The following is a 25,522-nucleotide window of genomic DNA, read 5'->3' on the forward strand; positions in this document are numbered from 1 at the left end:
AGCCGCGTAAGCGGTAAAAAATGAAACCTCATAAAAAGCAGATTAATGCTTAAGGGATCACAATGCAGAACAGCGCGATGAAACCCTGGCTGGACTCCTCCTGGCTGGCCGGCGCGAACCAATCTTACATAGAGCAACTCTATGAGGATTTCCTGACCGATCCTGACTCAGTTGATGACATGTGGCGCGAGCTGTTCCAACAGCTGCCGGGCACTGGCGTGAAACCTGAGCAATTTCACTCCACCACGCGTGATTACTTCCGCCGCCTGGCTAAAGACGCCACGCGTTACACATCAACCGTGACCGATCCGGCAACCAACTCCAAACAGGTTAAAGTGCTGCAGCTGATTAATGCGTTCCGCTTCCGCGGCCATCAGCATGCAAACCTCGATCCGCTTGGCCTGTGGAAACAGGACACGGTAGCCGACCTCGATCCGGCTTATCACGATCTGACCGACGCCGATTTTCAGGAAAGCTTTAACGTAGGTTCTTTTGCTATCGGCAAAGAGACTATGAAGCTGGCCGATCTGTTTGCGGCGCTGCAGCAGACTTATTGTGGCTCGATTGGTGCAGAGTACATGCACATCAACAACACCGACGAGAAGCGCTGGATTCAGCAGCGTCTGGAATCGGTGGTGGGCCACGCGTCTTTTAGCAGCGACGAGAAAAAAGGTTTCCTGAAAGAGCTGACCGCGGCAGAAGGCCTGGAAAAATACCTGGGCGCGAAATTCCCGGGTGCGAAGCGCTTCTCGCTGGAAGGCGGTGATGCGCTGGTGCCAATGCTGCGCGAGATGATTCGTCACGCCGGCAAGAGCGGTACGCGCGAAGTGGTGCTGGGTATGGCGCACCGTGGTCGTCTCAACGTACTGATCAACGTCTTAGGTAAGAAGCCGCAGGATCTGTTTGACGAGTTCTCCGGCAAGCACAAAGAACATCTCGGCACCGGCGACGTGAAGTACCACATGGGCTTCTCGTCTGACGTGGAAACCGAAGGCGGCTTGGTGCATCTGGCGCTGGCGTTCAACCCGTCGCATCTGGAAATCGTGAGCCCGGTAGTGATGGGTTCGGTGCGCGCGCGTCTGGATCGCTTGGCTGAGCCAAGCAGCAACAAAGTTCTGCCAATCACCATTCACGGTGATGCTGCCGTTATCGGTCAGGGCGTGGTGCAGGAAACCCTGAACATGTCGCAGGCGCGTGGTTACGAAGTGGGCGGTACCGTTCGCATCGTAATTAACAACCAGGTTGGTTTCACCACCTCCAACCCGAAAGATGCGCGTTCTACGCCGTACTGTACTGATATCGGCAAGATGGTGCTGGCACCGATTTTCCACGTTAACGCGGACGATCCAGAAGCGGTGGCGTTTGTGACTCGCCTGGCGCTGGATTATCGCAACACCTTTAAACGTGATGTGTTTATCGATCTGGTGTGCTACCGCCGTCACGGCCACAACGAAGCCGACGAGCCAAGTGCAACTCAGCCGTTGATGTACCAGAAAATCAAAAAGCATCCAACGCCGCGTAAAATCTACGCCGATCAGCTGGAAAGCGAAGGTGTTGCGACCACCGAAGATGCCACCGAGATGGTTAACCTGTACCGCGACGCGCTGGATGAAGGCGAATGCGTGGTGCCGGAATGGCGTCCGATGAGCCTGCATTCGTTCACCTGGTCGCCATATCTGAACCACGAGTGGGACGAAAGCTACCCGGCAACCGTGGAACTGAAACGCCTGCAGGAACTGGCGCGCCGCATCAGCAGCGTACCGGAATCGGTAGAAGTGCAGTCTCGCGTGGCCAAGATCTACAACGATCGCAAAGAGATGGCCGAAGGCAACAAAGCGTTCGACTGGGGCGGTGCTGAAAACCTCGCTTACGCCACGCTGGTTGACGAAGGGATTCCGGTACGTCTTTCCGGTGAAGATACCGGTCGCGGTACCTTCTTCCACCGTCATGCGGTGATCCACAACCAGACCAACGGCTCAACCTACACGCCGCTGCACCATGTCCATAACGGTCAGGGTCAGTTCAAAGTGTGGGATTCCGTGCTGTCTGAAGAAGCGGTGCTGGCCTTCGAATACGGTTACGCTACCGCAGAACCGCGCGTGCTGACCATTTGGGAAGCGCAGTTCGGCGACTTCGCCAACGGTGCGCAGGTGGTGATCGACCAGTTCATCAGCTCCGGCGAGCAGAAATGGGGCCGTATGTGTGGCCTGGTAATGTTGCTGCCGCACGGTTATGAAGGTCAGGGCCCTGAGCACTCCTCAGCGCGTCTGGAGCGTTATCTGCAACTCTGTGCTGAACAGAATATGCAGGTGTGCGTGCCTTCAACGCCAGCGCAGGTTTACCACATGCTGCGTCGTCAGGCGCTGCGCGGTATGCGCCGTCCGCTGATCGTCATGTCACCAAAATCACTGCTGCGTCATCCGCTGGCGATTTCCAGCCTGGAAGAGTTGGCGACGGGTAGCTTCCAGCCGGCGATTGGTGAGATCGACGATCTCGATCCGCAGCAGGTTAAACGCGTGGTGCTGTGTTCGGGCAAGGTTTATTACGATCTGCTGGAGCAGCGTCGTAAAAACGAGCAGACCGACGTGGCTATCGTGCGTATCGAACAACTCTATCCGTTCCCGCACAAAGTCGTGCAGGACGTATTGAAAAACTATGCTCATGTGCAGGATTTCGTGTGGTGTCAGGAAGAGCCGCTGAATCAGGGCGCATGGTATTGCAGTCAGCATCATTTCCGCGAAGTGGTTCCATTTGGTGCGTCACTGCGTTATGCAGGCCGTCCGGCTTCTGCTTCACCGGCCGTGGGCTACATGTCCGTACATCAAAAACAGCAGCAAGACCTGGTTAATGACGCGCTGAACCTTGGTTAATAAAAAGGAAAGAAAATGAGTAGCGTAGAAATTCTCGTTCCCGATTTGCCTGAATCCGTAGCGGACGCAACGGTTGCAACCTGGCACAAAAAACCCGGCGACTCCGTGAGCCGCGATGAAGTACTGGTAGAGATTGAAACTGACAAAGTGGTGCTGGAAGTGCCTGCTTCAGCGGACGGCATTCTGGAAGCCGTGCTGGAAGATGAAGGCGCTACCGTCACTTCTCGTCAGATTCTGGGCCGTCTGAAAGAGGGCAACAGCGGCGGGAAAGAGACTGCGGCAAAAGCGGAAAGTAAAGAGTCTACACCAGCACAGCGTCAAACCGCTTCTCTGGAAGAAGAGAGCAACGACGCGCTCAGCCCAGCGGTTCGCCGTCTGATTGCTGAAAACAACCTCGATGCCAGCCAGATCAAAGGCACCGGCGTTGGCGGCCGTCTGACGCGTGAAGATGTGGAAAAACATCTGGCGAAGAAAGCCGACGGTGGCAAAGCCGCACCAGCGCCAGCCGCTGCTGCTGCACCGCAGGCCGCTGTGGCTAACCGCAGCGAAAAACGCGTACCGATGACGCGTCTGCGTAAGCGTGTTGCCGAGCGTCTGCTGGAAGCGAAAAACAGCACCGCGATGTTGACCACGTTCAACGAAATCAACATGAAGCCAATCATGGACCTGCGCAAGCAGTACGGCGATGCGTTCGAGAAGCGTCACGGCGTGCGTCTGGGCTTCATGTCCTTCTACATCAAAGCGGTGGTTGAAGCGCTGAAACGCTTCCCGGAAGTGAACGCGTCCATTGATGGCGAAGATGTGGTTTACCACAACTATTTCGATGTGAGCATTGCGGTTTCTACTCCGCGTGGTCTGGTAACGCCAGTGCTGAAAGATGTTGATGCGCTGAGCATGGCCGACATTGAGAAGAAAATTAAAGAGCTGGCGGTGAAAGGCCGTGACGGCAAGTTGACGGTTGAAGAGTTGACCGGCGGTAACTTCACCATCACCAACGGTGGTGTGTTTGGTTCGCTGATGTCTACGCCAATCATCAACCCACCGCAGAGCGCGATTCTGGGCATGCACGCCATCAAAGATCGCCCAATGGCGGTCAATGGTCAGGTAGTGATTCTGCCAATGATGTATCTGGCGCTCTCTTACGATCACCGTTTGATTGATGGTCGTGAATCCGTTGGCTATCTGGTCGCGGTGAAAGAGATGCTGGAAGATCCAGCTCGCCTGCTGCTGGACGTCTAATTTCGCCGGGCGCGCGGTGTGAAGGCGCGCCCAAACTCATACCTGAATGGATAGAACATCATGAATTTACATGAATACCAGGCGAAGCAGCTGTTTGCACGCTATGGCATGCCAGCACCGACAGGCTATGCCTGCACCACGCCACGTGAAGCTGAAGAAGCCGCGTCTAAAATCGGCGCAGGTCCGTGGGTAGTGAAATGTCAGGTTCATGCCGGTGGCCGCGGTAAAGCGGGTGGCGTGAAAGTGGTTAACAGCAAAGAAGACATTCGTGCTTTTGCTGAGCATTGGCTGGGCAAACGTCTGGTGACCTATCAAACTGATGCGCACGGTCAGCCGGTAAACCAGATTCTGGTTGAAGCCGCGACTGATATCGATCAGGAGTTGTATCTGGGTGCGGTTGTTGACCGTGCGACTCGTCGCGTGATCTTCATGGCCTCGACTGAAGGCGGTGTTGAGATTGAGAAAGTGGCAGAAGAAACGCCACACTTGATCCACAAAATGGCGCTGGATCCATTAGCGGGTCCACAGCCGTATCAGGGCCGCGAATTGGCGTTCAAACTCGGCCTGACCGGTAAGCAAGTTAGCCAGTTCACCAAAATCTTCATGGGTCTGGCGACCATGTTCCTCGAGCGCGATCTGGCGATGGTTGAAATCAACCCACTGGTGATCACCAAGCAGGGCGACCTGATCTGCCTCGATGGCAAACTGGGTGCAGACGGTAACGCACTGTTCCGTCAGCCGGAACTGCGTGAAATGCGCGATCCGAGCCAGGAAGATCCACGTGAAGCACATGCAACGCAGTGGGAACTGAACTACGTTGCGCTGGATGGCAACATCGGCTGTATGGTGAACGGCGCTGGTCTGGCGATGGGCACCATGGACATCGTGAAACACCACGGTGGTGAGCCAGCAAACTTCCTGGACGTTGGCGGCGGCGCAACCAAAGAGCGCGTGACCGAAGCCTTCAAAATCATCCTGTCTGACGATGCGGTAAAAGCCGTGTTCGTTAACATCTTCGGCGGCATCGTGCGTTGCGACCTGATCGCAGACGGCATCATCGGTGCAGTGGCAGAAGTGGGTGTGAACGTGCCAGTTGTGGTACGTCTGGAAGGTAACAACGCCGAGCTGGGCGCTAAGAAACTGGCGGACAGCGGTCTGAACATCATTGCAGCAACCAGCCTGACAGACGCTGCACAGCGTGTTGTAGCTGCAGCGGAGGGTAAATAATGTCCATTTTGATCGACAAAAACACCAAAGTCATTTGCCAGGGTTTCACCGGTGGTCAAGGGACGTTCCACTCTGAGCAGGCGCTGGCCTATGGTACGCAGCTGGTTGGCGGTGTAACGCCAGGCAAAGGTGGCACCACGCATCTCGGACTGCCGGTGTTCAACACCGTGCGTGAAGCAGTAGAAGCGACCGGCGCAACCGCCACCGTTATCTACGTTCCAGCGCCGTTCTGCAAAGACGGTATTCTGGAAGCGATCGATGCGGGCATCAAACTGATCATCACCATCACCGAAGGTATCCCAACGCTGGATATGCTGACCGTGAAAGTGAAGCTGGATGAAGCTGGCGTACGCATGATCGGCCCGAACTGCCCAGGCGTGATCACGCCTGGCGAATGTAAGATCGGTATCATGCCGGGCCACATTCACCAGCCAGGCCGCGTCGGTATCGTATCGCGTTCAGGTACGCTGACTTATGAAGCCGTTAAGCAGACCACTGACATCGGCTACGGCCAGTCAACCTGCGTAGGTATCGGTGGCGACCCGATCCCAGGTTCTAACTTCATCGACATCCTGAAACTGTTCCAGGAAGATCCACAGACCGAAGTGATCGTGATGATCGGTGAGATCGGTGGTAGCGCGGAAGAAGAAGCAGCAGCCTACATCAAAGCACACGTGACCAAGCCGGTTGTCGGCTACATCGCGGGTGTGACTGCACCGAAAGGCAAACGTATGGGCCACGCAGGCGCCATCATTGCCGGTGGCAAAGGTACTGCTGATGAGAAATTTGCTGCGCTGGAAGCGGCCGGTGTGAAAACCGTACGCAGCCTGGCAGACATTGGTGACGCGGTTAAAGCGGTTCTGCCAATTAAATAAGCCAGTGTTGACTGACATTAAAAAGCCACCTTCGGGTGGTTTTTTTTTGGTAATAACCCGCCGAAAACAGGGGCAAAAAGCGTAACGGTTTCAAAAACAGCGGCTATGCTTACTCTGTCATCAGGGTAAAGAAGGGAAAAGACGCTGGATCTTCGTCAAACAATTGGCACACGACTTTCCAGATCGAGGTTAAATAATTGCGGAAAAGGTAATTATATTCTTAATTATATGATGATGTTGTGACATCTAATTAACAACCACTTTAACACTACATATCTGGAAATTTATTGTCTTAATCCAGATCAATAAATAGCGAGTTATAGGAAACTTTACCGCTAGCAAAACAGCAACTAACCGGTATAAATTGCGCTGCATCAATTCAGTCTTCGTCATAATTTTTCAGGAGTTTGTGCCAGGCGTTGTTATATCAATTCTGCCGCCTCCTCATTCCACTCCTGCTTAAAATTGACTGAAAAGATCGGTTTTTAAGGGAATTTTATCACTGTTACTCGCCTTCTTCGGGCAACAGCTTTCTCTGTACTATCAGTAACAAAACTGGAATCAATAATCAGTCGTTCCTGAATCTTATTCTGCGCGTCAATGTCTGTTGTTTGCCGTTGTCATCCGCAGGGGAAGTTCATGCGAGGAGCAAGGAGTCATCATGTTAGATATTGTCGAGCTGTCGCGTTTACAGTTTGCCCTGACGGCGATGTACCATTTCCTGTTCGTGCCATTAACGCTGGGTATGGCGTTTTTATTGGCGATCATGGAAACCGTATATGTCCTGACGGGTAAACAAATTTATAAAGATATGACCAAGTTCTGGGGCAAGTTGTTTGGTATCAACTTTGCGCTCGGCGTGGCTACCGGCCTGACCATGGAATTCCAGTTCGGTACCAACTGGTCATATTACTCACACTATGTCGGCGATATCTTCGGTGCGCCGCTCGCCATTGAAGGCTTAATGGCGTTCTTCCTCGAATCCACTTTTGTTGGCCTGTTCTTCTTCGGCTGGGATCGCCTCGGCAAGGTGCAACACCTTGCGGTGACCTGGCTGGTGGCGCTCGGTTCGAATATGTCCGCGCTGTGGATTCTGGTGGCGAACGGCTGGATGCAAAACCCGATTGCTTCCGAGTTCAATTTTGAAACCATGCGTATGGAGATGCTGAGCTTCTCCGAGCTGGTGCTAAACCCGGTTGCGCAGGTGAAGTTTGTGCATACCGTGGCCGCTGGCTACACCACAGGTGCGATGTTCATCCTTGGTATCAGCGCATGGTATCTGCTAAAAGGGCGCGATATTGCTTTCGCTAAACGCTCCTTTGCTATCGCAGCCAGCTTCGGTATGGCGGCGATTTTGTCGGTGATCGTGCTGGGTGACGAATCTGGTTATGAAATCGGCGACGTGCAGAAAACCAAGCTGGCGGCGATTGAAGCGGAATGGGAAACCCAACCGGCTCCAGCTGCGTTTACGCTGTTTGGCATTCCGGACCAGGAAACCCAGGAAAACAAATATGCGATTCAGATTCCGTACCTGCTCGGCTTGATCGCTACGCGTTCAGTCGATACGCCAGTCACCGGTTTGAAAGATCTGCTGGCGCAGCATGAAGTGCGTATTCGTAACGGCATGAAAGCGTACGCGCTGCTGAACGAACTGCGCGGTGGTAGCAAAGATCCTGCTGTGCGCAGCCAGTTTGAAGCCAGCAAAAAGGATCTGGGTTATGGCCTGCTGCTGAAGCGCTATACGCCGGATGTGGCTAACGCCAGCGAAGAGCAGATCCAGAAAGCGACGAAAGACTCAATCCCACGTGTTGCACCGCTGTACTTCGCCTTCCGTATCATGGTGCTGGGCGGTGTGTTGATGCTGGGCATCATTGCGCTCTCCTTCTGGAGCGTGATTCGTAACCGTATCGGCAAGTCGCGCTGGTTACTGAAAGCCGCGTTGTACGGCATTCCATTGCCATGGATTGCGATTGAAGCGGGTTGGTTCGTTGCTGAGTATGGTCGCCAGCCGTGGGCAATTGGTGAGGTGCTGCCAACCGCAGTCGCTAACTCCTCATTGACCGTCGGCGATCTGCTGTTCTCAATGACGCTGATTTGCGGTCTCTACACCTTGTTCCTCGTGGCGGAAATGTACCTGATGTTCAAGTTCGCGCGCCTCGGTCCAAGCAGCCTGAAAACCGGCCGCTATCATCATGAAACGCTGAAAACATCATCTCAGCCGGCGCGTGGATAAGGAGAGCGACCATGTTTGATTACGAAGTATTGCGCTTTGTCTGGTGGCTGCTGATTGGCGTGTTGCTGATTGGTTTTGCGGTCACCGATGGCTTTGATATGGGCGTCGGTATGCTGACCCGCATTTTGGGTCGCACCGATACTGAACGTCGCATCATGATTAACAGCATTGCGCCACACTGGGACGGCAACCAGGTTTGGCTGATCACCGCCGGTGGCGCGCTGTTCGCCGCATGGCCAATGGTGTATGCCGCTGCGTTCTCCGGCTTCTATGTGGCAATGATTCTGGTGCTGGCTTCACTGTTCTTCCGTCCTGTTGGTTTTGATTACCGTTCGAAGATTGAAGATATGCGCTGGCGTGGCATGTGGGATTGGGGCATTTTCATCGGCAGCTTTGTCCCGCCGTTGGTGATTGGCGTGGCGTTCGGCAATCTGCTGCAAGGCGTGCCGTTCCATGCTGACGAATATTTGCGCCTGTTCTATACCGGCAACTTCTTCCAGCTGCTGAATCCGTTTGGCCTGCTGGCGGGCGTAGTGAGTGTGGCAATGATTCTGACGCAGGGCGCAACCTATCTGCAGATGCGTACTGCCGGTGAGTTGCACGTCCGCAGCCGCAGCACCGCGCAAATCTCGGCGCTGGTGATGATGGTGTGCTTCATCCTTGCCGGTGTGTGGGTGAAATACGGCATTGATGGTTATGTGCTGAAGAGCGTTATCGATCATCACGCCGCATCCAACCCGTTGGGTAAAGATGTGGTGCGTGAAGCGGGCGCATGGATGGTGAACTTCGAGCAGATGCCAGTATTGTGGCTGTTCCCGCTGTTGGGCGTAGTGCTGCCGCTGCTTACCGTTCTGTGCTCGCGCATGGAAAAAGGTGCCTGGGCATTCATCTTTTCTTCACTGACCTTAGCGTGTGTAATCATGACGGCCGGGATTGCGATGTTCCCGTTCATCATGCCATCCAGCACCGTGCCAGGCATCAGCCTGACGATGTGGGATGCCACCTCTAGCCTGCTGACGCTGAAAGTGATGACCATTGCCGCCATCATCTTTGTACCGATTATCCTGGCGTACACCGCCTGGTGTTATTACAAGATGTTTGGCCGTATCACCAAAGAACACATTGAGAGCAATACGCACTCCCTGTACTGATTAAGGAGATTGAGCATGTGGTATTTTGCCTGGATTCTTGGCACCTTGCTGGCCTGTGCGTTCGGTGTGATTACGGCGCTGGCGCTGGAGCATGTTGAAGAGAGCAGCGCGAAGGACGAGCAAGTCTGATGCGCACAATGATTCGGACGCTGTATCGTCTGATGGACAAGGGCCCACTTCGGGCCCTTTCGTTAATTCTTGCACTGTGGCTGGCGGGCTGCGTTATTTGGCAACCTTCGCGCTTTGCTGCGCGTACCAGTGATTTAGCGATATGGCACGGATTGCTGCTGATTTGGGCTGTGTGTACCGGCGTGATTCACGGCACCGGATTCAGTCCACAACAAACGCGTTGGCAGGCTCTATTCTCACCTCTGCCCGCTCTGTTGATTTTGTTGGCAGGAATTTCCTGGTTCTACCATTAAGTCCAGGTTCAGGACTTAAAAACGCTGCATTTTCAGGCGCTGGCGTGAGGTTTTGTCAGCGCCCGGTCAAGAAACATCCTATAAATCCTTCCAGTTGTTAACCTGTGATAATTATTTTCGCTTGGCTCTGGCGGACCATTCCCAAGCCGATCTCACTTGCGTATAGTAGCAACGTTTAAAATGAGACCGGGATGTAGAGTGAGTACTACGCTGTTTCGCTGGCCGGTTCGTGTCTATTACGAAGACACTGATGCCGGTGGTGTGGTTTACCACGCCAGTTATCTTGCTTTCTATGAACGAGCACGTACCGAAATGTTGCGCCAGCACCATTTCAATCAGCAGGTCCTGTTGGAAGAGCAGGTGGCTTTTGTGGTACGACGCATGACGATCGATTTTGTTGCGGCTGCACGTCTGGACGATCTTTTGGAAATTCAAACAGAAGTGACCTCAATGACGCGTGCAACGATGACGTTCTCGCAGCGTATCGTGAATGCAGAAGGCAAAGTGCTAAATGAAGCAGAAGTCCTGATTGCCTGCATCAACCCACATCTAATGAAGCCAATTGCGCTTCCCAAGTCTATTGTCGCGGAGTTCAAGCAGTGACTGACATGAATGTTCTTGATTTGTTCCTGAAGGCGAGCCTTCTGGTCAAACTTATCATGTTGATTTTGATCGGCTTTTCTATTGCCTCATGGGCGATCATTATTCAGCGTACGCGCATTTTGAATGCGGCGGGGCGCGAAGCCGAAGCGTTTGAAGATAAGTTCTGGTCGGGTATCGAGTTGTCTCGTCTGTATCAGGAAAGCCAGGGACGCCGCGATGAATTGAGCGGATCTGAGCAAATCTTCTATTCGGGTTTCAAAGAGTTTGCGCGCTTGCACCGTGCTAACAACCATGCGCCAGAAGCCGTGGTAGAGGGCGCGAGCCGTGCGATGCGTATCTCCTTCAATCGTGAACTGGAAACGCTGGAAACTCACATTCCTTTCCTTGGCACCGTTGGCTCAATCAGCCCGTATATCGGTCTGTTCGGTACGGTGTGGGGGATCATGCACGCCTTTATCGCCCTCGGTGCGGTAAAACAGGCCACGCTGCAGATGGTTGCACCGGGTATTGCCGAAGCGTTGATCGCTACCGCAATCGGTCTGTTCGCGGCCATTCCTGCCGTTATGGCGTACAACCGTCTGAACCAGCGCGTTAACAAGCTGGAACAGGGCTACGACAACTTCATGGAAGAGTTCACGGCTATCCTGCATCGTCAGGCTTTCTCCACCGAAAACACGAAGTAAGTCGAGGTTTACGATGGCCAGAACCCGTGGTCGCGGTAAACGCGACCTTAAGTCGGAAATCAACATTGTTCCACTGCTGGACGTGCTGTTGGTGTTGCTGCTCATCTTTATGGCAACCGCGCCGATTATTACCCAGAGCGTGGAAGTGGATCTGCCGGATGCGACAGATTCAAAAACCGTCTCAACTGATGATAATCCACCGGTGATTGTTGAAGTGTCTGGTGTTGGCCAGTACAGCCTGGTGGTGGATCACGATCGTATGACGCAGTTGCCGCCGGAGCAGGTGGTGAGCGAAGCGCAGCGCCGGATTGAAGCCAATCCGAAAACGGTCTTCCTGATCGGCGGTGCGAAAGACGTCCCTTACGACGAAATCATCAAGGCGCTGAACCTGTTACATCAGGCAGGCGTGAAATCTGTCGGTTTGATGACGCAGCCGATTTAAAGCGAACCGTTTTTGGGAACCGAGTGTGTCGAAGGCAACCGAGCAGAACGACAAGTTAAAACGCGCAATAATCGTTTCGGTGATTCTGCACATCGTGCTGATCGCCTTACTGATTTGGAGCTCGTTTAACGAAAAAATCGAATCCAGCGGCGGTGGCGGTGGCAGTGATATTGACGCAGTGATGGTCGATTCAGGCGCCGTGGTTGAGCAGTATAACCGCCAGCAGAATCAGCACCGAGACAGTCAGCGCGCCGAGCAGCAGCGTCAGAAACAGTCGCAGCAGCAGGCCGAAGAGTTACAGCAGAAACAAGCTGCTGAGCAGCAGCGCCTGAAAGAGATGGAAAAAGAGCGCTTGCAGGCCCAGCAGGAAGCCAAAGAGCAGGCGAAGCAGCAGGCCGAGCAGCAGAAAGCCGCTGAAGCCGCCGCTAAGCAGGCGCAGGAACAGCAGAAAACTGCCGAAGCCGCTGCAGCGAAAGCCAAGGCGGATGCCAAAGCGGAAGCCGATGCGCAAGCAAAAGCAGCCGCTGACGCCAAAGCCAAAGCGGTAGAAGAAGCTAAGCAAGCCGCAGCTGACGCGAAGAAGAAAGCGGACGCGGAAGCCAAAGCTGCCGCTGCTGAAGCGGCCAAAGAGAAAGCGGCGCAGCAGGCAAAAGCGGCCGCAGAATCAAAAGCCAAAGCGGATGCTGAAGCCAAAGCTCAGGCTGCTGCCGATGCGAAGGCGAAAGCGGCTCAGGAAGCGAAAGAGGCTAAAGAGCAAGCGGCTGCTGAGGCAAAAGAAAAAGCTGCAACTGAAGCGAAAGAGAAGGCTGCAGCCGAGGCGAAAGCCAAGGCCGATGCGGCTGCGAAAGCCAAAGCGGATGCAAAAGCCAAAGCTGCTGCAGATGCCAAAAAAGCCGCCGCTGAAGCTGCGAAGAATGAAAATGCGGTTGATGACCTGTTAGGTGGTTTGTCTTCTGGTAAGAATGCACCGAAAAGCGGCACCGCATCGGGTGGCGCTGCAGGGCAGGGTAATCAGAAGAAGGCTGGCGCGTCAGGCGCAGATATCAATAATTATCTGGGGCAAGTGGTCGGCGCGATTCAGAGCCGTTTCTACGATGCTGATTTGTATAAAGGTAAAGAGTGCAACCTGCGCATCAAGCTGGCACCGGATGGTTTACTGATTGATGTTAAATCGGAAGGTGGCGATCCAGCCTTGTGTCAGGCAGCAATCGCTGCCGCGAAGCAGGCGCGTATTCCAAAGCCGCCTTCGCAGGCGGTGTATGAAGTGTTTAAAAACGCACCTATGCGTTTCAAACCAGAATAATGCAGTAACGTACGGCAGGTTGAACTATGGTTAGCTCGCCGTACTCTATAAGTACTCGTGTTTTTCAGGAACTGTGCGAATTATCATGAACCTCTGGTTCAGGTAAGGGAGAAAAAATGAAGCAGGCACTTCGTGTAACCTTAGGTTTTTTTGTACTGCTGTGGGCAGCAATGCTTCATGCAGAAGTCCGTATTGAAATTACACAGGGCGTTAACACCGCACGCCCTATTGGTGTGGTTCCGTTCCAATGGGCTGGCCCAGGCGCGGCACCAGAAGACATCGGCGGGATCGTTTCTGCTGACTTACGCAACAGCGGAAAATTCAATCCGCTCGATCGTTCTCGTCTGCCACAACAGCCAGCCAGCGCGCAGGAAGTTCAACCTGCCGCATGGAGCGCATTGGGTATTGATGCGGTCGTGGTCGGCCAGGTAACGCCAAACGCTGACGGCAGCTATCAAATTGCCTATCAGTTGGTGGATACCGGCGGCGCACCAGGCACCGTGCTGGCACAGAACTCTTATAAAGTGACTAAGCAGTGGCTGCGTTATGCAGCGCACACCGCCAGTGACGAAGTGTTCGAGAAGCTGACCGGCATTAAAGGCGCATTCCGTACCCGCATTGCCTATGTGGTGCAGACCAACGGCGGTCAGTTCCCGTATGAGCTGCGCGTATCTGATTACGATGGCTACAACCAGTTTGTGGTTCACCGTTCACCGCAGCCCTTGATGTCTCCGGCCTGGTCGCCAGATGGCAGCAAAGTGGCTTACGTGACCTTCGAAAGCGGCAAATCTGCGCTGGTTGTGCAGACGCTGTCTAACGGTGCAATCCGTCAGGTGGCTTCTTATCCACGACACAACGGTGCGCCAGCCTTCTCACCAGATGGTTCTAAACTGGCCTTCGCGTTGTCGAAAACCGGTAGCCTGAACCTGTACGTGATGGATCTGGCTTCTGGTCAGACGCGTCAGGTGACGGATGGTCGCTACAACAGCACTGAACCAACCTGGTTCCCGGACAGCCAGACGCTGGCTTACACCTCGGATCAGGCCGGTGCGCCTCAGATTTATAAAGTTGGTATCAACGGCGGTGCGCCACAACGTATTACCTGGGAAGGTGCGCAAAACCAGGATGCGGATGTGTCAACCGACGGCAAAACTATGGTGATGATCAGCAGCGCCGGTGGCGCTCAGCATGTCGCCAAACAGGATCTGGTAACGGGAGCCGTTCAAACAATAACGGACACGTTCCTGGATGAAACGCCGAGTCTGGCGCCAAACGGCACAATGGTAATCTATAGCTCTACTCAGGGGATGGGTTCCGTGTTGCAGTTGGTTTCAACCGACGGGCGTTTCAAAGCGCGTCTTCCGGCAACTGATGGACAGGTCAAATTCCCTGCCTGGTCGCCGTATCTGTGATGCATAGATCCCCTGCACGGCGGGGGATTAAAATGTATGGCAAACAAAATAATAGGATAAAGAAATGCAACTGAACAAAGTGCTGAAGGGTTTGATGCTGGCTCTGCCGGTTATCGCAGTAGCTGCATGTAGCTCACACAAAAACAACAACAACGATCAGACTGGTATGGGCGCTAACGACGGTGCTTACGGTGCTGGTCAGAACGGTAACATGTCTTCTGACGAGCAAGCGCGCCTGCAGATGCAGCAGCTGCAGCAGAACAACATCGTTTACTTCGGTCTGGACAAGTATGACGTGGCTTCTGACTACGCTCAGATGCTGGATCAGCACGCTGCATTCCTGCGTGGCAACCCGTCTTACAAAGTGACCATCGAAGGTCATGCGGATGAGCGCGGTACTCCAGAATACAACATCGCCCTGGGCGAACGTCGTGCAAGCGCCGTTAAGATGTATCTGCAAGGCAAAGGTGTTTCTGCTGACCAGATGTCTATCGTTTCTTACGGTAAAGAAAAACCAGCTGTACTGGGTCATGACGAAGCGGCTTACGCTAAAAACCGTCGTGCCGTACTGGTTTACTAAGAAAATATCATGATGAGTAACTTCAGACTTCATCTGTTGAGTCTGTCGTTACTGGTTGGTTTAGCGGCCCCTTTGGGGGCTGCTAATGCCCAGGCGTCAATCAGTAGCGTTGGCTCAGGCTCGGTCGAAGACCGCGTCACCACTCTTGAACGTATCTCAAATGCCCAGGCTCAGCTTCTGCAGCAATTGCAGCAGCAGATGAGCGACAACCAAAGCGATATCGATTCGCTGCGCGGGCAAATCCAGCAAAACAGCTATCAGCTTAATCAGGTGATCGAGCGCCAGAAACAGCTTTATCAGCAAATCGACAGCCTCAGCTCCGGCAGTAACGGTGCGCAGGCCGGCGGTGGTGCGGATGCCGCTGCTGCGGGCGCTGCGGGTGCCGCAGCGGCTGAAAGCGGTAGCAGCGATAACGCCAGTGCGGCCGCGCCAGCACAAACCGGCGATGCCAACACGGATTACAATGCTGCCGTTGCGCTGATTCTGGAGAAGAAGCAGTACGATCAGGCGATTACTGCCCTGCAGGCTTGGGTGAAGAAATATCCTGATTCTACCTATCAGCCGAATGCCAATTACTGGCTGGGTCAGCTGTATTACAACAAGGGTAAAAAAGACGATTCGGCCTATTATTTTGCCACTGTGGTAAAAAATTACGCGAAATCGCCAAAAGCCCCGGAAGCGCTGTTTAAGGTTGGCGTGATCATGCAAGAGAAGAACGACACGGCGAAAGCCAAGGCTGTCTTCCAGCAAGTGATCAAACAATTCCCAAATAGTGATTCTGCTAAGCAGGCGCAAAAACGTCTTGCCGGGTTGTAATTTGTGCTTAAAAGACCGGATTTCGTGTGATTTCTGGTCTTACAGCATGAAAGGTAAGCAATTGAGACATTTAGTGGAAAATAAGGGTTGCGCCCTCCCGCTAAATCAGTAATATATGCCGCCGTTGCCGGGACATATCTTAACAAGTATCGGCAGCACTGAAGATGGGTCGTTAGCTCAGTTGGTAGAGCAGTTGACTTTTAATCAATTGGTCGCAGGTTCGAATCCTGCACGACCCACCATCTCAACCCGTTGTAAGTGAGATGATTTCTTCAGTAAGCTTCACAACCTTGATGGGTCGTTAGCTCAGTTGGTAGAGCAGTTGACTTTTAATCAATTGGTCGCAGGTTCGAATCCTGCACGACCCACCATCAAGTAAAGGTTGTAAGCCCCACAGCGGGTCGTTAGCTCAGTTGGTAGAGCAGTTGACTTTTAATCAATTGGTCGCAGGTTCGAATCCTGCACGACCCACCAGTTATGTAGAAAGGCGCCCTAAAGGCGCCTTTTTGCTTTTTAGGCTTTTTTAAATGTTAGGTGGATTTGCTTTGAGATGGTGCACCGGCCAGATAAGGCGGGGCGGATCGCGAAGAAACCTCACATCCCTGTAGATCGGCCTCGCAAGTACTCGCCTCATCCATGAGGCTCGCCCGCAAGCGGGCAACGCTTCGCGTTGTGCAAAAACGCTCCCGGCGTTTTTGTCCATGGCTCGGACGCTTCGCTCCTTCCGCTCCCGCCTTTTCTGGCCCTTAAGCTTCGATGTTGCTTTAAATAATCGCACCCATGCTTAACGAAGACGGAAGGACCGGGCGGTGGAGTAAAGCTTCCGGCGCATGGATGCGCCGGCAGAGCCTACAGGGATGTATCCACGGCGACTTTACGGAACCGCCCGGTTCTTTCGGCTGGTTGGCAAGCTTTTAAGCCCAATCTACTTTTTTACCTTAACCGGCGTCAGACTTTTCCAAATATGCAGCACCGCATAGCTGCGCCAAGGTCGCCAAACCTGCGATAACTGCTCCGCCACTTTGGCACTCACGCCGCCAAGGTTATTACGAATCGCAATATCCTCTTTGGGAAACGCATCAGGCCAACGCAGTGCGCGCATCGCGATATAACTTGCCGTCCACGGCCCAATCCCTTTTAGCGCCAGTAACTGCTGCTGAACCACGTCCGGATTCACCGCACCGTTAAAGCGCAATGCGCCAGATGCACACGCCTGCGCCAGTGCCTGAATGGCATGTGAACGCGCACTGACAATCCCCAGACTTGCTATATCATCGATGCTCGCCGCCGCCAGCGACTCCGCATTCGGCGGCAAACGCGAAAGTTCTGGCCATGGCGTTACCAGCGGCTCACCAAAGCGCTGTGCCATTCGGCTACTTAACGTGGTTGCCGCTTTCACAGTAACTTGCTGGCCGAGTATCGCGCGCACACCCAACTCAAAGCCGTCAAACGCACCAGGAACGCGTAGACCGGGAAAGCGCGACAAGCTCTCGGCTAAAAGCGGATCGTGGCTTAGATGCTCTGCTATGCGCTGTGGCTGTGCATCCAGGTCGAACAGGTCGCGCAGACGACGCAGCAAAGCGGGCAGCACCGGCGTCAACGACGTTGTGAATTGCACCTTTAGCGACTGTTTATCCGCAACATGGCTCACGCGCACCCAGCCGCGACAATTGCCCAGCGCCACGGTGCGGTGATAAATGCCCTCGTTTACCCATTCCACCTCCTTCATCACGCGCTGCTGCAGGAAATCGAGCATCGCATCCCAATCGTAAGGCGGCCGATAACTCAGGCGCAGTTCGGCGCTCTCCTGCGCGGTCTTCACGGCGTCGGGTTGATTCTGTTTACGCAGGCGGGAAGGCGTCATGCGATAGCGCGACTGGAACACATCGTTAAAACGCCTCAGACTGCGGAAGCCGCTGGCGTAAGCAATTTCTGTTACCGGTAGTGAGGTTTCCGTCAGAAGTTGCTTAGCGAGCAGCATACGACGTGTCTGACGCAGCTCTAAAGGCGATACGCCGAGTTCCTGCTGCACCACGCGACGTAATTGACGTTCACTCAAGTCAAACTCACTAGCGATGTCTGCCAGCGTCTCCTGCTCTTCCAGCATGCCCTCTTCGATGCGGCGAATTAAACGATCGGCAATGCGGTGATGGCTATCCACCGGCGCAGAGCCGGGTGCCAGTTCCGGGCGGCAGCGTAAACAGGGGCGGAAGTGCGCTTTCTCGGCGGCTTCTGCACTGCTAAAAAACAGGCAGTTCTTCTGCATCGGCGCTTTTACTGGACAAATGGGGCGGCAATAGATGCCGGTGGATGTCACGCCAACAAAAAACAGCCCGTCGAAGCGGCTATCGCGCGACGTCAGCGCCTGGTAAGCAATTTCAGCATCAAACATCATCGTCTCCGGCAAATAAACGGCATGGTCGCGCAAGCTGAACAGGAAAACTCGCTGCTTTCGGACAGCTAACCAGTTTATGCTGATGACCGAAAACAGCCAGTTTCCTGCGGCGGAAATGCGATAATCGCCAGCAGAGATTAAGCCGGAGGTGCACCATGTATCATGCCAAAATCATCGCAACGCCCGTTGGCGAGCTCACGCTTGTTGCCACCGATAAGGGATTGTCGGCGATTCTGTGGGAAAACGAAGGCGCGCAGCGCGTGCCGTTGAAGCCGATTAGCCGTAACGATCAGCATCCGATTCTGTGTGAGGCTGAACGCCAGCTGCGCGAATATTTCGCCGGTGAGCGTCAGCAGTTTGATATGCCGTACGACACCGTCGGCACCGAATTCCAGAAAAAAGTGTGGCAAGCACTCCTCACCATCCCATTTGGTGAAACGCGCAGCTACCTGCAAATTGCCGAGCAGATCGGCAATCCCAAAGCTGTGCGCGCCGTGGGCGCAGCCAACGGTAAAAACCCGCTGTCGATTATGGCGCCGTGCCATCGCGTAATTGGCAGCAACGGCAAACTAACCGGTTTTGCGGGCGGGCTCAGCGTTAAAGCTTTCCTGCTGGAGCTGGAAAGCCCTCAAAAGAGCACATTGTTGCTTTAGAGCGCGCAAAAAAGAGACGACACTCTCGCGTAATTCCGCTATCGTGTTTAGCATATAAAACACGATGGCGGTTTTGATGCCGCATCATTGCCGTAACAGGCAATTTTGTTAAATTGAGAAAACGAGAGCCGTGTCATGAGTCTGATGTTTCATCCTGAAAGCGCGATCTATCCTTTCCCGCCGAAACCGGCACGTCTCAGTGACGATGAAAAATCCCATTACAAAAACAAAATCAAACGCTTGCTGAAAGAACGTGATGCAGTGATGGTGGCGCACTACTACACCGATCCTGAGATTCAGGCGCTGGCGGAAGAGACCGGCGGCTGCGTATCGGACTCACTGGAAATGGCGCGTTTCGGCAGCACACATTCCGCCAAAACCTTGCTGGTGGCGGGCGTGCGTTTTATGGGCGAAACCGCAAAAATTCTTAGCCCGGAAAAAACCGTGCTGATGCCCACCTTGCAGGCGGAATGCTCGCTCGATCTCGGTTGCCCAATTGAGGAGTTTAACCGCTTCTGCGATCAGCATCCCGATCGCACCGTGGTGGTGTATGCCAACACCTCGGCGGCGGTGAAGGCGCGCGCGGATTGGGTCGTCACCTCAAGCATCGCGGTTGAGCTGATTGAACATCTCGACAGCCTAGGCGAGAAAATCATATGGGCACCGGATCGCCATCTTGGCCGCTACGTCACGCAAAAATCCGGCGCAGATGTACTTTGCTGGCAGGGCGCTTGTATCGTGCATGACGAATTCAAAACGCAGGCTTTGCAACGCATGAAGGCGCTCTATCCGGATGCGGCGGTGCTGGTGCATCCTGAATCACCGCAGGCGATTGTCGATCTGGCCGATGCGGTGGGATCCACCAGCCAGCTGATTCAGGCGGCGCAAAACTTGCCGCATCCGCAGATGATCGTCGCCACCGATCGCGGCATCTTCTACAAAATGCAGCAGGCGGTGCCGAACAAAGAGTTGCTGGAAGCGCCAACCGCAGGTGAGGGCGCAACCTGCCGCAGCTGTGCGCACTGTCCGTGGATGGCAATGAACGGCCTGAAAGCGATTGCCGAAGGATTGGAACGAGGCGGCAGCGAGCATGAAATCCATGTCGATGATGCGCTGCGCGAGGCCGCGTTGATCCCGCTTAATCGCATGCTATCCTTTGCTGCAGATCTCAAACTTAAAATCAAAGGGAATGCATGACGGGCTCCCGTTACACAGGCACCTTATATGGACTTCTTTAGCACGCAAAATATTCTGGTTCACATTCCGCTAGGCGTTGGCGGCTACGATCTCTCATGGATCGAAGCCGTTGGCACCATCGCTGGCTTGCTGTGTATCTGGCTCGCCAGCCTGGAAAAAATCATCAACTACTTTTTCGGGCTGATTAACGTCACGCTCTTCGCGGTGATCTTCTTCCAGATTCAGCTCTACGCCAGCTTATTGCTGCAGCTGTTCTTCTTCGTCGCCAACGTTTACGGCTGGTACGCGTGGAGTCGTCAAACCGCCAACAACGAAACTGAGCTGCAAATTCGCTGGCTGCCGCGCTCAAAAGCCTTGGGTTGGGGCGCGGCGTGCGTGGTGGCGATTGCTCTGATGACGTTTTATATCGATCCGGTGTTTGCCTTCCTGACCAAAACAGCCGTCGGCATCATGCAAAGCGTGGGGCTTAACGTGGCGATGCCGCAGCTGCAGCCGGACGCTTTCCCGTTCTGGGATTCATGCATGATGGTGTTATCGATTGTGGCGATGATTTTGATGACGCGTAAATACGTTGAGAACTGGCTGTTGTGGGTGGTGATCAACGTGATTAGCGTGATGATCTTTGCGCGTCAGGGCGTTTATGCCATGTCACTCGAGTACGCGATTTTGACGCTGATTGCGCTTAACGGTTCGCGTCTGTGGATGCAAAGCGCACGCGAACATGGCTCGCGCGCGCTGTCACATCAGTGATGGTGATGAGCATGACCTTCCAGCGCAGCATGGTCGTGGTGATCGTGCTGCGTGGCGCTGTTATCTAAACAGAGCTCACAGTCCGGTCCGCTGCACGGCTGATACTCCATCTGCACCGTGGCGTGGGCAATCTGATAGTGCTCATGCAGATAATGGTGGATGCGCTTAAGCAGGCCGTCATGATCGTAAGGCGGAATCACTTGCACATGCAGCGTCAGCACCGGTTTTTCACCTACTTGCCACAGATGAACGTGATGCACGTTACGCACTTCATCGATATTACGCGTCAGCTCGCGCGACAGCTTATCCGCGTTGATATGACCCGGCGCACCTTCCAGCAGCTCATGCAGACTCTCGCGCAGCAGCGACCAGGCGCTGCGCACCACCAGCAATGACACCAGCAGCGACAGAATCGGATCGATCGGCGTCCAGCCGGTCAGCATGATGATCACCGCCGCGACAATCGCACCGACCGAACCCAATAAATCGCCCAGCACATGCAAAGCCGCCGCACGTACGTTGAGATTCTTCTCTTCGCTGCCGCGATGCAGTAGCCAGAACGACAGCAGATTGGCCAGCAAACCGGCAATGGCGATGCCAAGCATCAATCCGCCAGCGATTGGCTGTGGCTCGTAGAAGCGACGCAGCGCTTCCCAGACAATCAGCACCGTTATCACCAGCAGCGCAATGGCGTTGACGAATGCCGCTAAGGTGGTGAGGCGCAGCAAGCCGAAGGTATGACGCGCGTTGGGTTTGCGCTGAGCAAATTGCACCGCAAGTAACGCCATCAGCAGTGCGGCGGCATCGGTCAACATATGTCCGGCATCGGCCAGCAGCGCCAGCGAGCCAGAAACCAGCCCGCCAATCACTTCCGCCACCATAAACAGCGCCGTTACGCCAAACGCCGCTGCCAGCCGCGTGCGGTTGCTGTTAGCTGCGCCGTGGGAATGAGTGTGTGCCATAATTTTCCAGTTGTTTAAGTAACCTGTTTGTTAATGATATCAGTAAATTGAGATCATCAAGCGGCAACTGCTGCTGTTTGGTCTGCACAATCAACTGCTGACAGCGCTCGGCAACCTCATCCATCCCGAGCATCAACCAGCTGCCTTTCATGCGGTGCGCTGCCTGTTCCAGCGCTGACCAGTTTTGCTTATCGCGTGCGCTGATCAGCGAATCCCGATCCTGTTGCAGCGTGCGCTGCAAGGTCTGGCAGATGCGTGGAATAAACGCCTGATTATTCTGCGCCAAAATCAGCAAGCTGTTTGGCAGCAAATCCAGCGGATCTTTTATCGCGCGCGCCAGCAGCGGCGCCAGATGATCAAGCTCGATGGGTTTGAGCAGCAAGGCTTCATCGTCCTGCAGGGCGATTTTCAGCAACTGAACATCCGCAGAGCACAGCACGCGCAGCGTGGCGGTACCGCGCTGGCGCTGGCGACGGCGCAGAATGCGCAGCAGCGTTAAACCATCCGGGCGCGGCATCATTTGATCGATAAAAAGAATGTCGAAGGCGCGCTGGGCATCGGCGCGCAGCAGCGCTCGGCCCTCTTCAAATAATTGCGCCTGCACACCAAAGTTCGCCAGCTGCTGCTGCATCACTAAAAGATTGGTTGGATGATCATCCACGATCGCTACGCGCAGCTGCGGGTAAAGTGGCCAGCTTGCTGTGCGCTCGGTTAAAGGCTCTTCGCTCAGTACTAACGGCAACTGCACGCTGACCGTGGTGCCGCTGCCGGGCTCTGAAGTGAGCGTTAACGTACCGCCCATCCGTTGCACAATCTCGCGACAGATAAACAAACCCAACCCGCTACCTTGTACCGCATGGCTTTTGCCGGATGGCGCCTGGTACCAGGGTTCAAAAAGTTGCGCCTGCTCGCTTAACGGAATGCCGCTGCCGGTATCGGCCACCGTAAGCTGGATATGCGCATCAACCGCCAGCGACAGGCGCACTTCGCCTTCGCGGGTAAACTTCAGGGCGTTGGCGACCAAATTATTCACCACCTGCTGCAGGCGATCGCCATCCAGTAACACGCTGGCAGGCAACGGCGTCAGGGCTTCGGCAATCAGGTTTGGCCCGGCATCGCGCATCAAGGGATGATAGAACTGCTGCTGTTGCTGCAGCCAAAGTGTCAGATTGAGCGGGCGCGGCGCCAGGCGGAAGCTCTGGCTCTCAATGCGTGCGTGATCCTGCAAGTCGTTCAGCAGCGCCATCAGCGAGCGCGCGCTGCTGTGCATCAGCGCCAGCCGTTCGCTCGGGTGCTGCTGCTGTTCCAGCTCCAGCAAACCGAGAATCGCCTGCATCGGCGTGCGCAATTCGTGGCTGGCGGTGGCGAGAAACTGGCTCTTGGCGGCATTGGCGCGTTCGGCCTGTTCACGCTGCAATCGATCACGACGCTGCTGCCAGTAACGACGCGCCAGCAAACCCAGCAGCAACAGAATAATCACGCCAGCCGCGATCAAAATCATCAGCGGAATATTGCGCATCGCCATCGTGGTGCCGGGCTGCGGCGGCTGCGACCAGCTGACGCGCATCTGATTGAGCGTATCGGGCGGGATCTGCTGCAATGCATGGTCGAGCAGGGCGCGCAGCTCAGGCTGTTCAGCGCTTACCTGCGGTGCCAGCGGCCAGGCGATATCGCTGGCGGCAAACGCCAAATGCACACGATTATCTTCGTGACTCGCCATACGCCAGCGCGCGGACAGCACGTTATCCACCAGCGCATCAATCTGACCGCTATTCAGCGCTTGCCACAGTTGCGCCCGGTCGTCGAACGGCTGTGGCGTAACGCCAGATGGCAGCAAACGTGAGGCGAGATCGTCGCGTAACACGCCCACGCGCTGGCCCTGTAACGATTGCCAGTTCATCGGTTGATGGGTGGCAAGCGTGTAAATTCCCCAAATGGCGCGCCATACCGGCAAGGTGTTGCTGCCGGGATCGTCGCCATACAGCGGCTGTAACAGATTCAGCATTACCTGCTGTTGCTGCAAAAGCGTGGCGGCCTGCTGCGGATTGTTGACCCAGCGCGGGGTAAAACGCAGGCCGGTACTTTGGCTTAGGGCGTTTAGCAGGTCGATGCCAAAGCCGCGCGCATTGCCGTTGCTGTCGCGATAACTCCATGGCGCATTATCTGCCTCAACCGCATACGGAATCTCGTTGTGCTGCGCCAGCCACTGCTTTTCGCCAGCCGACAGCATCAATGTTTGCGTGTCCTGATAACGCAGCAGCGGCGGACTCCAGCGCTGCTGGACGCGACTGCTAAATTCGGCGGGCAGCAGGCGCAGCTGGCTGTTAAGCCAGTGGATCAGTGCGGCATCGCGCGCCAGCGCACGTAACGTCAGTTCGCCCGCGCCGGGATCGGCGGTGATTTGGTAGATTTGTCCTTGCTGCAGCTGGCCCAGCAGGAAACCGGCGCTGGCTTCATCGGCGACCAGGTAATCGCTCTGCTGATTGAGCAGCGCATACAGCGCCTGCAGATCGCCCGGCAAGGTATGCCAGCGATGCTGCTGGACAAATTCGGCGGGCAATTGTGCTAACGTCGCCTCGGCAATGGTGAGTTGCGCGGTATCGCTGTTGAACATCACCGCGCGCTGATTATCCCGGTTGCGATAGATACGAATCGGGCTGCTGTACCAGCTGTCGCTGAGCAGAACATCGGACGGCAGCTCGGCGTGTTGATTACTTAATACCAAATCCACCTCGCCGCGCTGCAAGGCTACCAATTGCTGCGCGCGATCGGCATAGCTTTGCAGCGTGAAATGGGTACCTGTCAACTGGCTAAGCGCGCTGAGATAGTCGGCGTCGATGCCCCAGATGTGATCGCCAATGCGCATCGCCCAGGGCGCGCTGTTCTGTGCCGGCACCGCGACGCGCAAGGTTGCACCCGGCCACGGCTCAGCGTGCGGCGCTGGCATCATCGCGGGTAACATCACGCTGCTGGCGGGTTGCAGATCGGCTTTCGCCAGCACACTCAGCACCAACAGGCTGAGGAGCAGCCATATCCTCACTGCTGCGCTTTCCACAATTCAGCCAGTTCAACCACCGATTGCACGCCGGTTTTCTCCAGGATGTTCTTCTTGTGGGTGCTGACGGTTTTATTACTGATGTGCAGCTGCTCGCCAATCTGCAGATTCGATAGTCCGCGCACCAGCAGCGCAACAATCTGCTGCTCCTTCTCGGTTAACGGCAGTTCTATACGCTCTGGCAGCGGCGGAAATGCCTGTTGGCCGCCGAGCACCGCCAGAATCGCACTCAGCAGTTGCGCCATGCTTTGGCTTTTCACCACGTAACCGGCGGCGCCCAGCGATACTGCGCTGAGCAATGTGTGGCGGCTCCGCTGCGCGGAATAGATCAACACAGGACAGTGCTGATTGCGCACGCGTAACCGGCGCAGCAGCTCAAGGCCGTCGCAATCGGGTAGGCCAATATCCAGCACAATTAAATCGATGGGATGTTGCAGCAGCAGTTGGCGTGCCTGAGCTTCGTCGCCAGCGGCGTGAATTTTCAGCGTGATGGGAGCGTTAACGCAAGCCGCTTCCAGTGCGACTTCAACTAACGGGTGATCATCAATAAGCAGCAATGAAGCCATGAATCAGTTCCTGTGAATTTCATTGCTTCAGCATAGCGGAAAAGGGCGGGGGGCAAAATAAAAGGGAGAGCCGAAGCTCTCCCGATTG

Annotated in this window: 22 protein-coding genes and 3 tRNA genes; 21 read left to right on the plus strand and 4 right to left on the minus strand. The window is 54.9% G+C overall.

The features are described 5' to 3' along the window. Window positions 1–62: 62 nt before the first annotated feature. From sucA to NR302_RS05975, 18 genes are all read left to right on the plus strand, one after another. The gene (gene sucA, locus NR302_RS05890; protein ID WP_008107371.1) at window positions 63–2,870 is read left to right on the plus strand and encodes a 2-oxoglutarate dehydrogenase E1 component; all 2,808 of its coding nucleotides are present in this window, start codon (window positions 63–65) and stop codon (window positions 2,868–2,870) included. A gap of 15 nt (window positions 2,871–2,885) precedes the next feature. Next, on the plus strand, window positions 2,886–4,109 hold the full coding sequence (gene odhB / locus NR302_RS05895; RefSeq protein ID WP_008107373.1) for a 2-oxoglutarate dehydrogenase complex dihydrolipoyllysine-residue succinyltransferase: 1,224 nt from the start codon (window positions 2,886–2,888) through the stop codon (window positions 4,107–4,109). A gap of 60 nt (window positions 4,110–4,169) precedes the next feature. After that, window positions 4,170–5,336, plus strand: coding sequence for an ADP-forming succinate--CoA ligase subunit beta (gene sucC / locus NR302_RS05900; RefSeq protein ID WP_007890646.1), 1,167 nt, complete (start codon window positions 4,170–4,172; stop codon window positions 5,334–5,336). Further along, window positions 5,336–6,211: a succinate--CoA ligase subunit alpha gene (sucD, locus tag NR302_RS05905; RefSeq protein ID WP_008107375.1), complete on the plus strand. Its 876-nt coding sequence runs from the start codon at window positions 5,336–5,338 to the stop codon at window positions 6,209–6,211. Before sucC ends, sucD begins: the two co-directional genes overlap by 1 nt. Window positions 6,212–6,872: 661 nt before the next feature. Continuing rightward, the gene (gene cydA / locus NR302_RS05910) at window positions 6,873–8,444 is read left to right on the plus strand and encodes a cytochrome ubiquinol oxidase subunit I (protein WP_154153344.1); all 1,572 of its coding nucleotides are present in this window, start codon (window positions 6,873–6,875) and stop codon (window positions 8,442–8,444) included. Between the two features lie 11 nt (window positions 8,445–8,455). Then, window positions 8,456–9,595 carry a cytochrome d ubiquinol oxidase subunit II gene (gene cydB, locus NR302_RS05915; RefSeq protein ID WP_258144774.1) on the plus strand — a complete coding sequence of 380 codons (1,140 nt, stop codon included), beginning with the start codon at window positions 8,456–8,458 and terminating at the stop codon, window positions 9,593–9,595. A gap of 15 nt (window positions 9,596–9,610) precedes the next feature. Next, the gene (gene cydX, locus NR302_RS05920) at window positions 9,611–9,724 is read left to right on the plus strand and encodes a cytochrome bd-I oxidase subunit CydX (RefSeq protein WP_007890642.1); all 114 of its coding nucleotides are present in this window, start codon (window positions 9,611–9,613) and stop codon (window positions 9,722–9,724) included. Beyond that, on the plus strand, window positions 9,724–10,017 hold the full coding sequence (gene ybgE / locus NR302_RS05925; RefSeq protein ID WP_258144775.1) for a cyd operon protein YbgE: 294 nt from the start codon (window positions 9,724–9,726) through the stop codon (window positions 10,015–10,017). The genes cydX and ybgE overlap by 1 nt, the downstream gene beginning before the upstream one ends. Before the next feature lie 198 nt (window positions 10,018–10,215). Further along, window positions 10,216–10,620, plus strand: a complete 405-nt coding sequence (gene ybgC / locus NR302_RS05930) for a tol-pal system-associated acyl-CoA thioesterase (protein WP_008107385.1) — start codon at window positions 10,216–10,218, stop codon at window positions 10,618–10,620. Then, the gene (gene tolQ / locus NR302_RS05935) at window positions 10,617–11,303 is read left to right on the plus strand and encodes a Tol-Pal system protein TolQ (RefSeq protein ID WP_256695940.1); all 687 of its coding nucleotides are present in this window, start codon (window positions 10,617–10,619) and stop codon (window positions 11,301–11,303) included. The genes ybgC and tolQ overlap by 4 nt, the downstream gene beginning before the upstream one ends. Window positions 11,304–11,316: 13 nt before the next feature. Continuing rightward, window positions 11,317–11,745 carry a colicin uptake protein TolR gene (tolR, locus tag NR302_RS05940; RefSeq protein ID WP_008107389.1) on the plus strand — a complete coding sequence of 143 codons (429 nt, stop codon included), beginning with the start codon at window positions 11,317–11,319 and terminating at the stop codon, window positions 11,743–11,745. A gap of 25 nt (window positions 11,746–11,770) precedes the next feature. Beyond that, a complete protein-coding gene (gene tolA / locus NR302_RS05945) occupies window positions 11,771–13,048 on the plus strand; it encodes a cell envelope integrity protein TolA (RefSeq protein ID WP_258144776.1) in 1,278 nt (425 codons plus the stop codon). A 116-nt stretch (window positions 13,049–13,164) separates the two neighbouring features. After that, window positions 13,165–14,460 (plus strand): Tol-Pal system beta propeller repeat protein TolB, encoded by a 1,296-nt coding sequence (tolB, locus tag NR302_RS05950; protein ID WP_008107394.1) that lies wholly within the window; start codon window positions 13,165–13,167, stop codon window positions 14,458–14,460. A gap of 64 nt (window positions 14,461–14,524) precedes the next feature. After that, window positions 14,525–15,040 (plus strand): peptidoglycan-associated lipoprotein Pal, encoded by a 516-nt coding sequence (gene pal / locus NR302_RS05955; protein ID WP_008107396.1) that lies wholly within the window; start codon window positions 14,525–14,527, stop codon window positions 15,038–15,040. Between the two features lie 9 nt (window positions 15,041–15,049). After that, a complete protein-coding gene (cpoB, locus tag NR302_RS05960; RefSeq protein ID WP_258144777.1) occupies window positions 15,050–15,856 on the plus strand; it encodes a cell division protein CpoB in 807 nt (268 codons plus the stop codon). A 166-nt stretch (window positions 15,857–16,022) separates the two neighbouring features. Next, a tRNA-Lys gene (locus NR302_RS05965) sits at window positions 16,023–16,098 on the plus strand. A 53-nt stretch (window positions 16,099–16,151) separates the two neighbouring features. Further along, window positions 16,152–16,227: transfer RNA gene (locus tag NR302_RS05970), tRNA-Lys, on the plus strand. Window positions 16,228–16,254: 27 nt separating this feature from the next. Next, window positions 16,255–16,330: transfer RNA gene (locus NR302_RS05975), tRNA-Lys, on the plus strand. 451 nt (window positions 16,331–16,781) lie between these two features. On the opposite strand, the gene NR302_RS05980 is transcribed toward NR302_RS05975, so the two are convergent. Further along, on the minus strand, window positions 16,782–18,248 hold the full coding sequence (locus NR302_RS05980; protein ID WP_258145162.1) for an AlkA N-terminal domain-containing protein: 1,467 nt from the start codon (window positions 18,246–18,248) through the stop codon (window positions 16,782–16,784). A gap of 158 nt (window positions 18,249–18,406) precedes the next feature. Between NR302_RS05980 and NR302_RS05985 the strand changes: the two genes are divergently transcribed. From NR302_RS05985 to pnuC, 3 genes are all read left to right on the plus strand, one after another. After that, the gene (locus NR302_RS05985) at window positions 18,407–18,904 is read left to right on the plus strand and encodes a methylated-DNA--[protein]-cysteine S-methyltransferase (protein WP_154153333.1); all 498 of its coding nucleotides are present in this window, start codon (window positions 18,407–18,409) and stop codon (window positions 18,902–18,904) included. 135 nt (window positions 18,905–19,039) lie between these two features. Further along, window positions 19,040–20,101 carry a quinolinate synthase NadA gene (nadA, locus tag NR302_RS05990; protein ID WP_258144778.1) on the plus strand — a complete coding sequence of 354 codons (1,062 nt, stop codon included), beginning with the start codon at window positions 19,040–19,042 and terminating at the stop codon, window positions 20,099–20,101. A 27-nt stretch (window positions 20,102–20,128) separates the two neighbouring features. After that, complete coding sequence (gene pnuC, locus NR302_RS05995; RefSeq protein ID WP_154153327.1) at window positions 20,129–20,851, plus strand: nicotinamide riboside transporter PnuC; 723 nt, start codon at window positions 20,129–20,131, stop codon at window positions 20,849–20,851. Here the strand turns inward: pnuC and zitB are convergent. Genes zitB through NR302_RS06010 form a run of 3 tightly spaced genes read right to left on the minus strand, consistent with a single transcriptional unit; the run spans window position 20,845 to window position 25,434 of the window. Further along, a complete protein-coding gene (zitB, locus tag NR302_RS06000; RefSeq protein WP_258144779.1) occupies window positions 20,845–21,813 on the minus strand; it encodes a CDF family zinc transporter ZitB in 969 nt (322 codons plus the stop codon). The genes pnuC and zitB overlap by 7 nt on opposite strands. Continuing rightward, window positions 21,782–24,868, minus strand: a complete 3,087-nt coding sequence (locus tag NR302_RS06005) for an ATP-binding protein (RefSeq protein ID WP_258144780.1) — start codon at window positions 24,866–24,868, stop codon at window positions 21,782–21,784. The genes zitB and NR302_RS06005 overlap by 32 nt, the downstream gene beginning before the upstream one ends. Further along, a complete protein-coding gene (locus NR302_RS06010; RefSeq protein ID WP_258144781.1) occupies window positions 24,850–25,434 on the minus strand; it encodes a response regulator transcription factor in 585 nt (194 codons plus the stop codon). Before NR302_RS06010 ends, NR302_RS06005 begins: the two co-directional genes overlap by 19 nt. Window positions 25,435–25,522 lie beyond the last annotated feature (88 nt).

Source organism: Pantoea sp. SOD02, from assembly GCF_024707505.1.
GTDB lineage: Bacteria > Pseudomonadota > Gammaproteobacteria > Enterobacterales > Enterobacteriaceae > Pantoea > Pantoea symbiotica.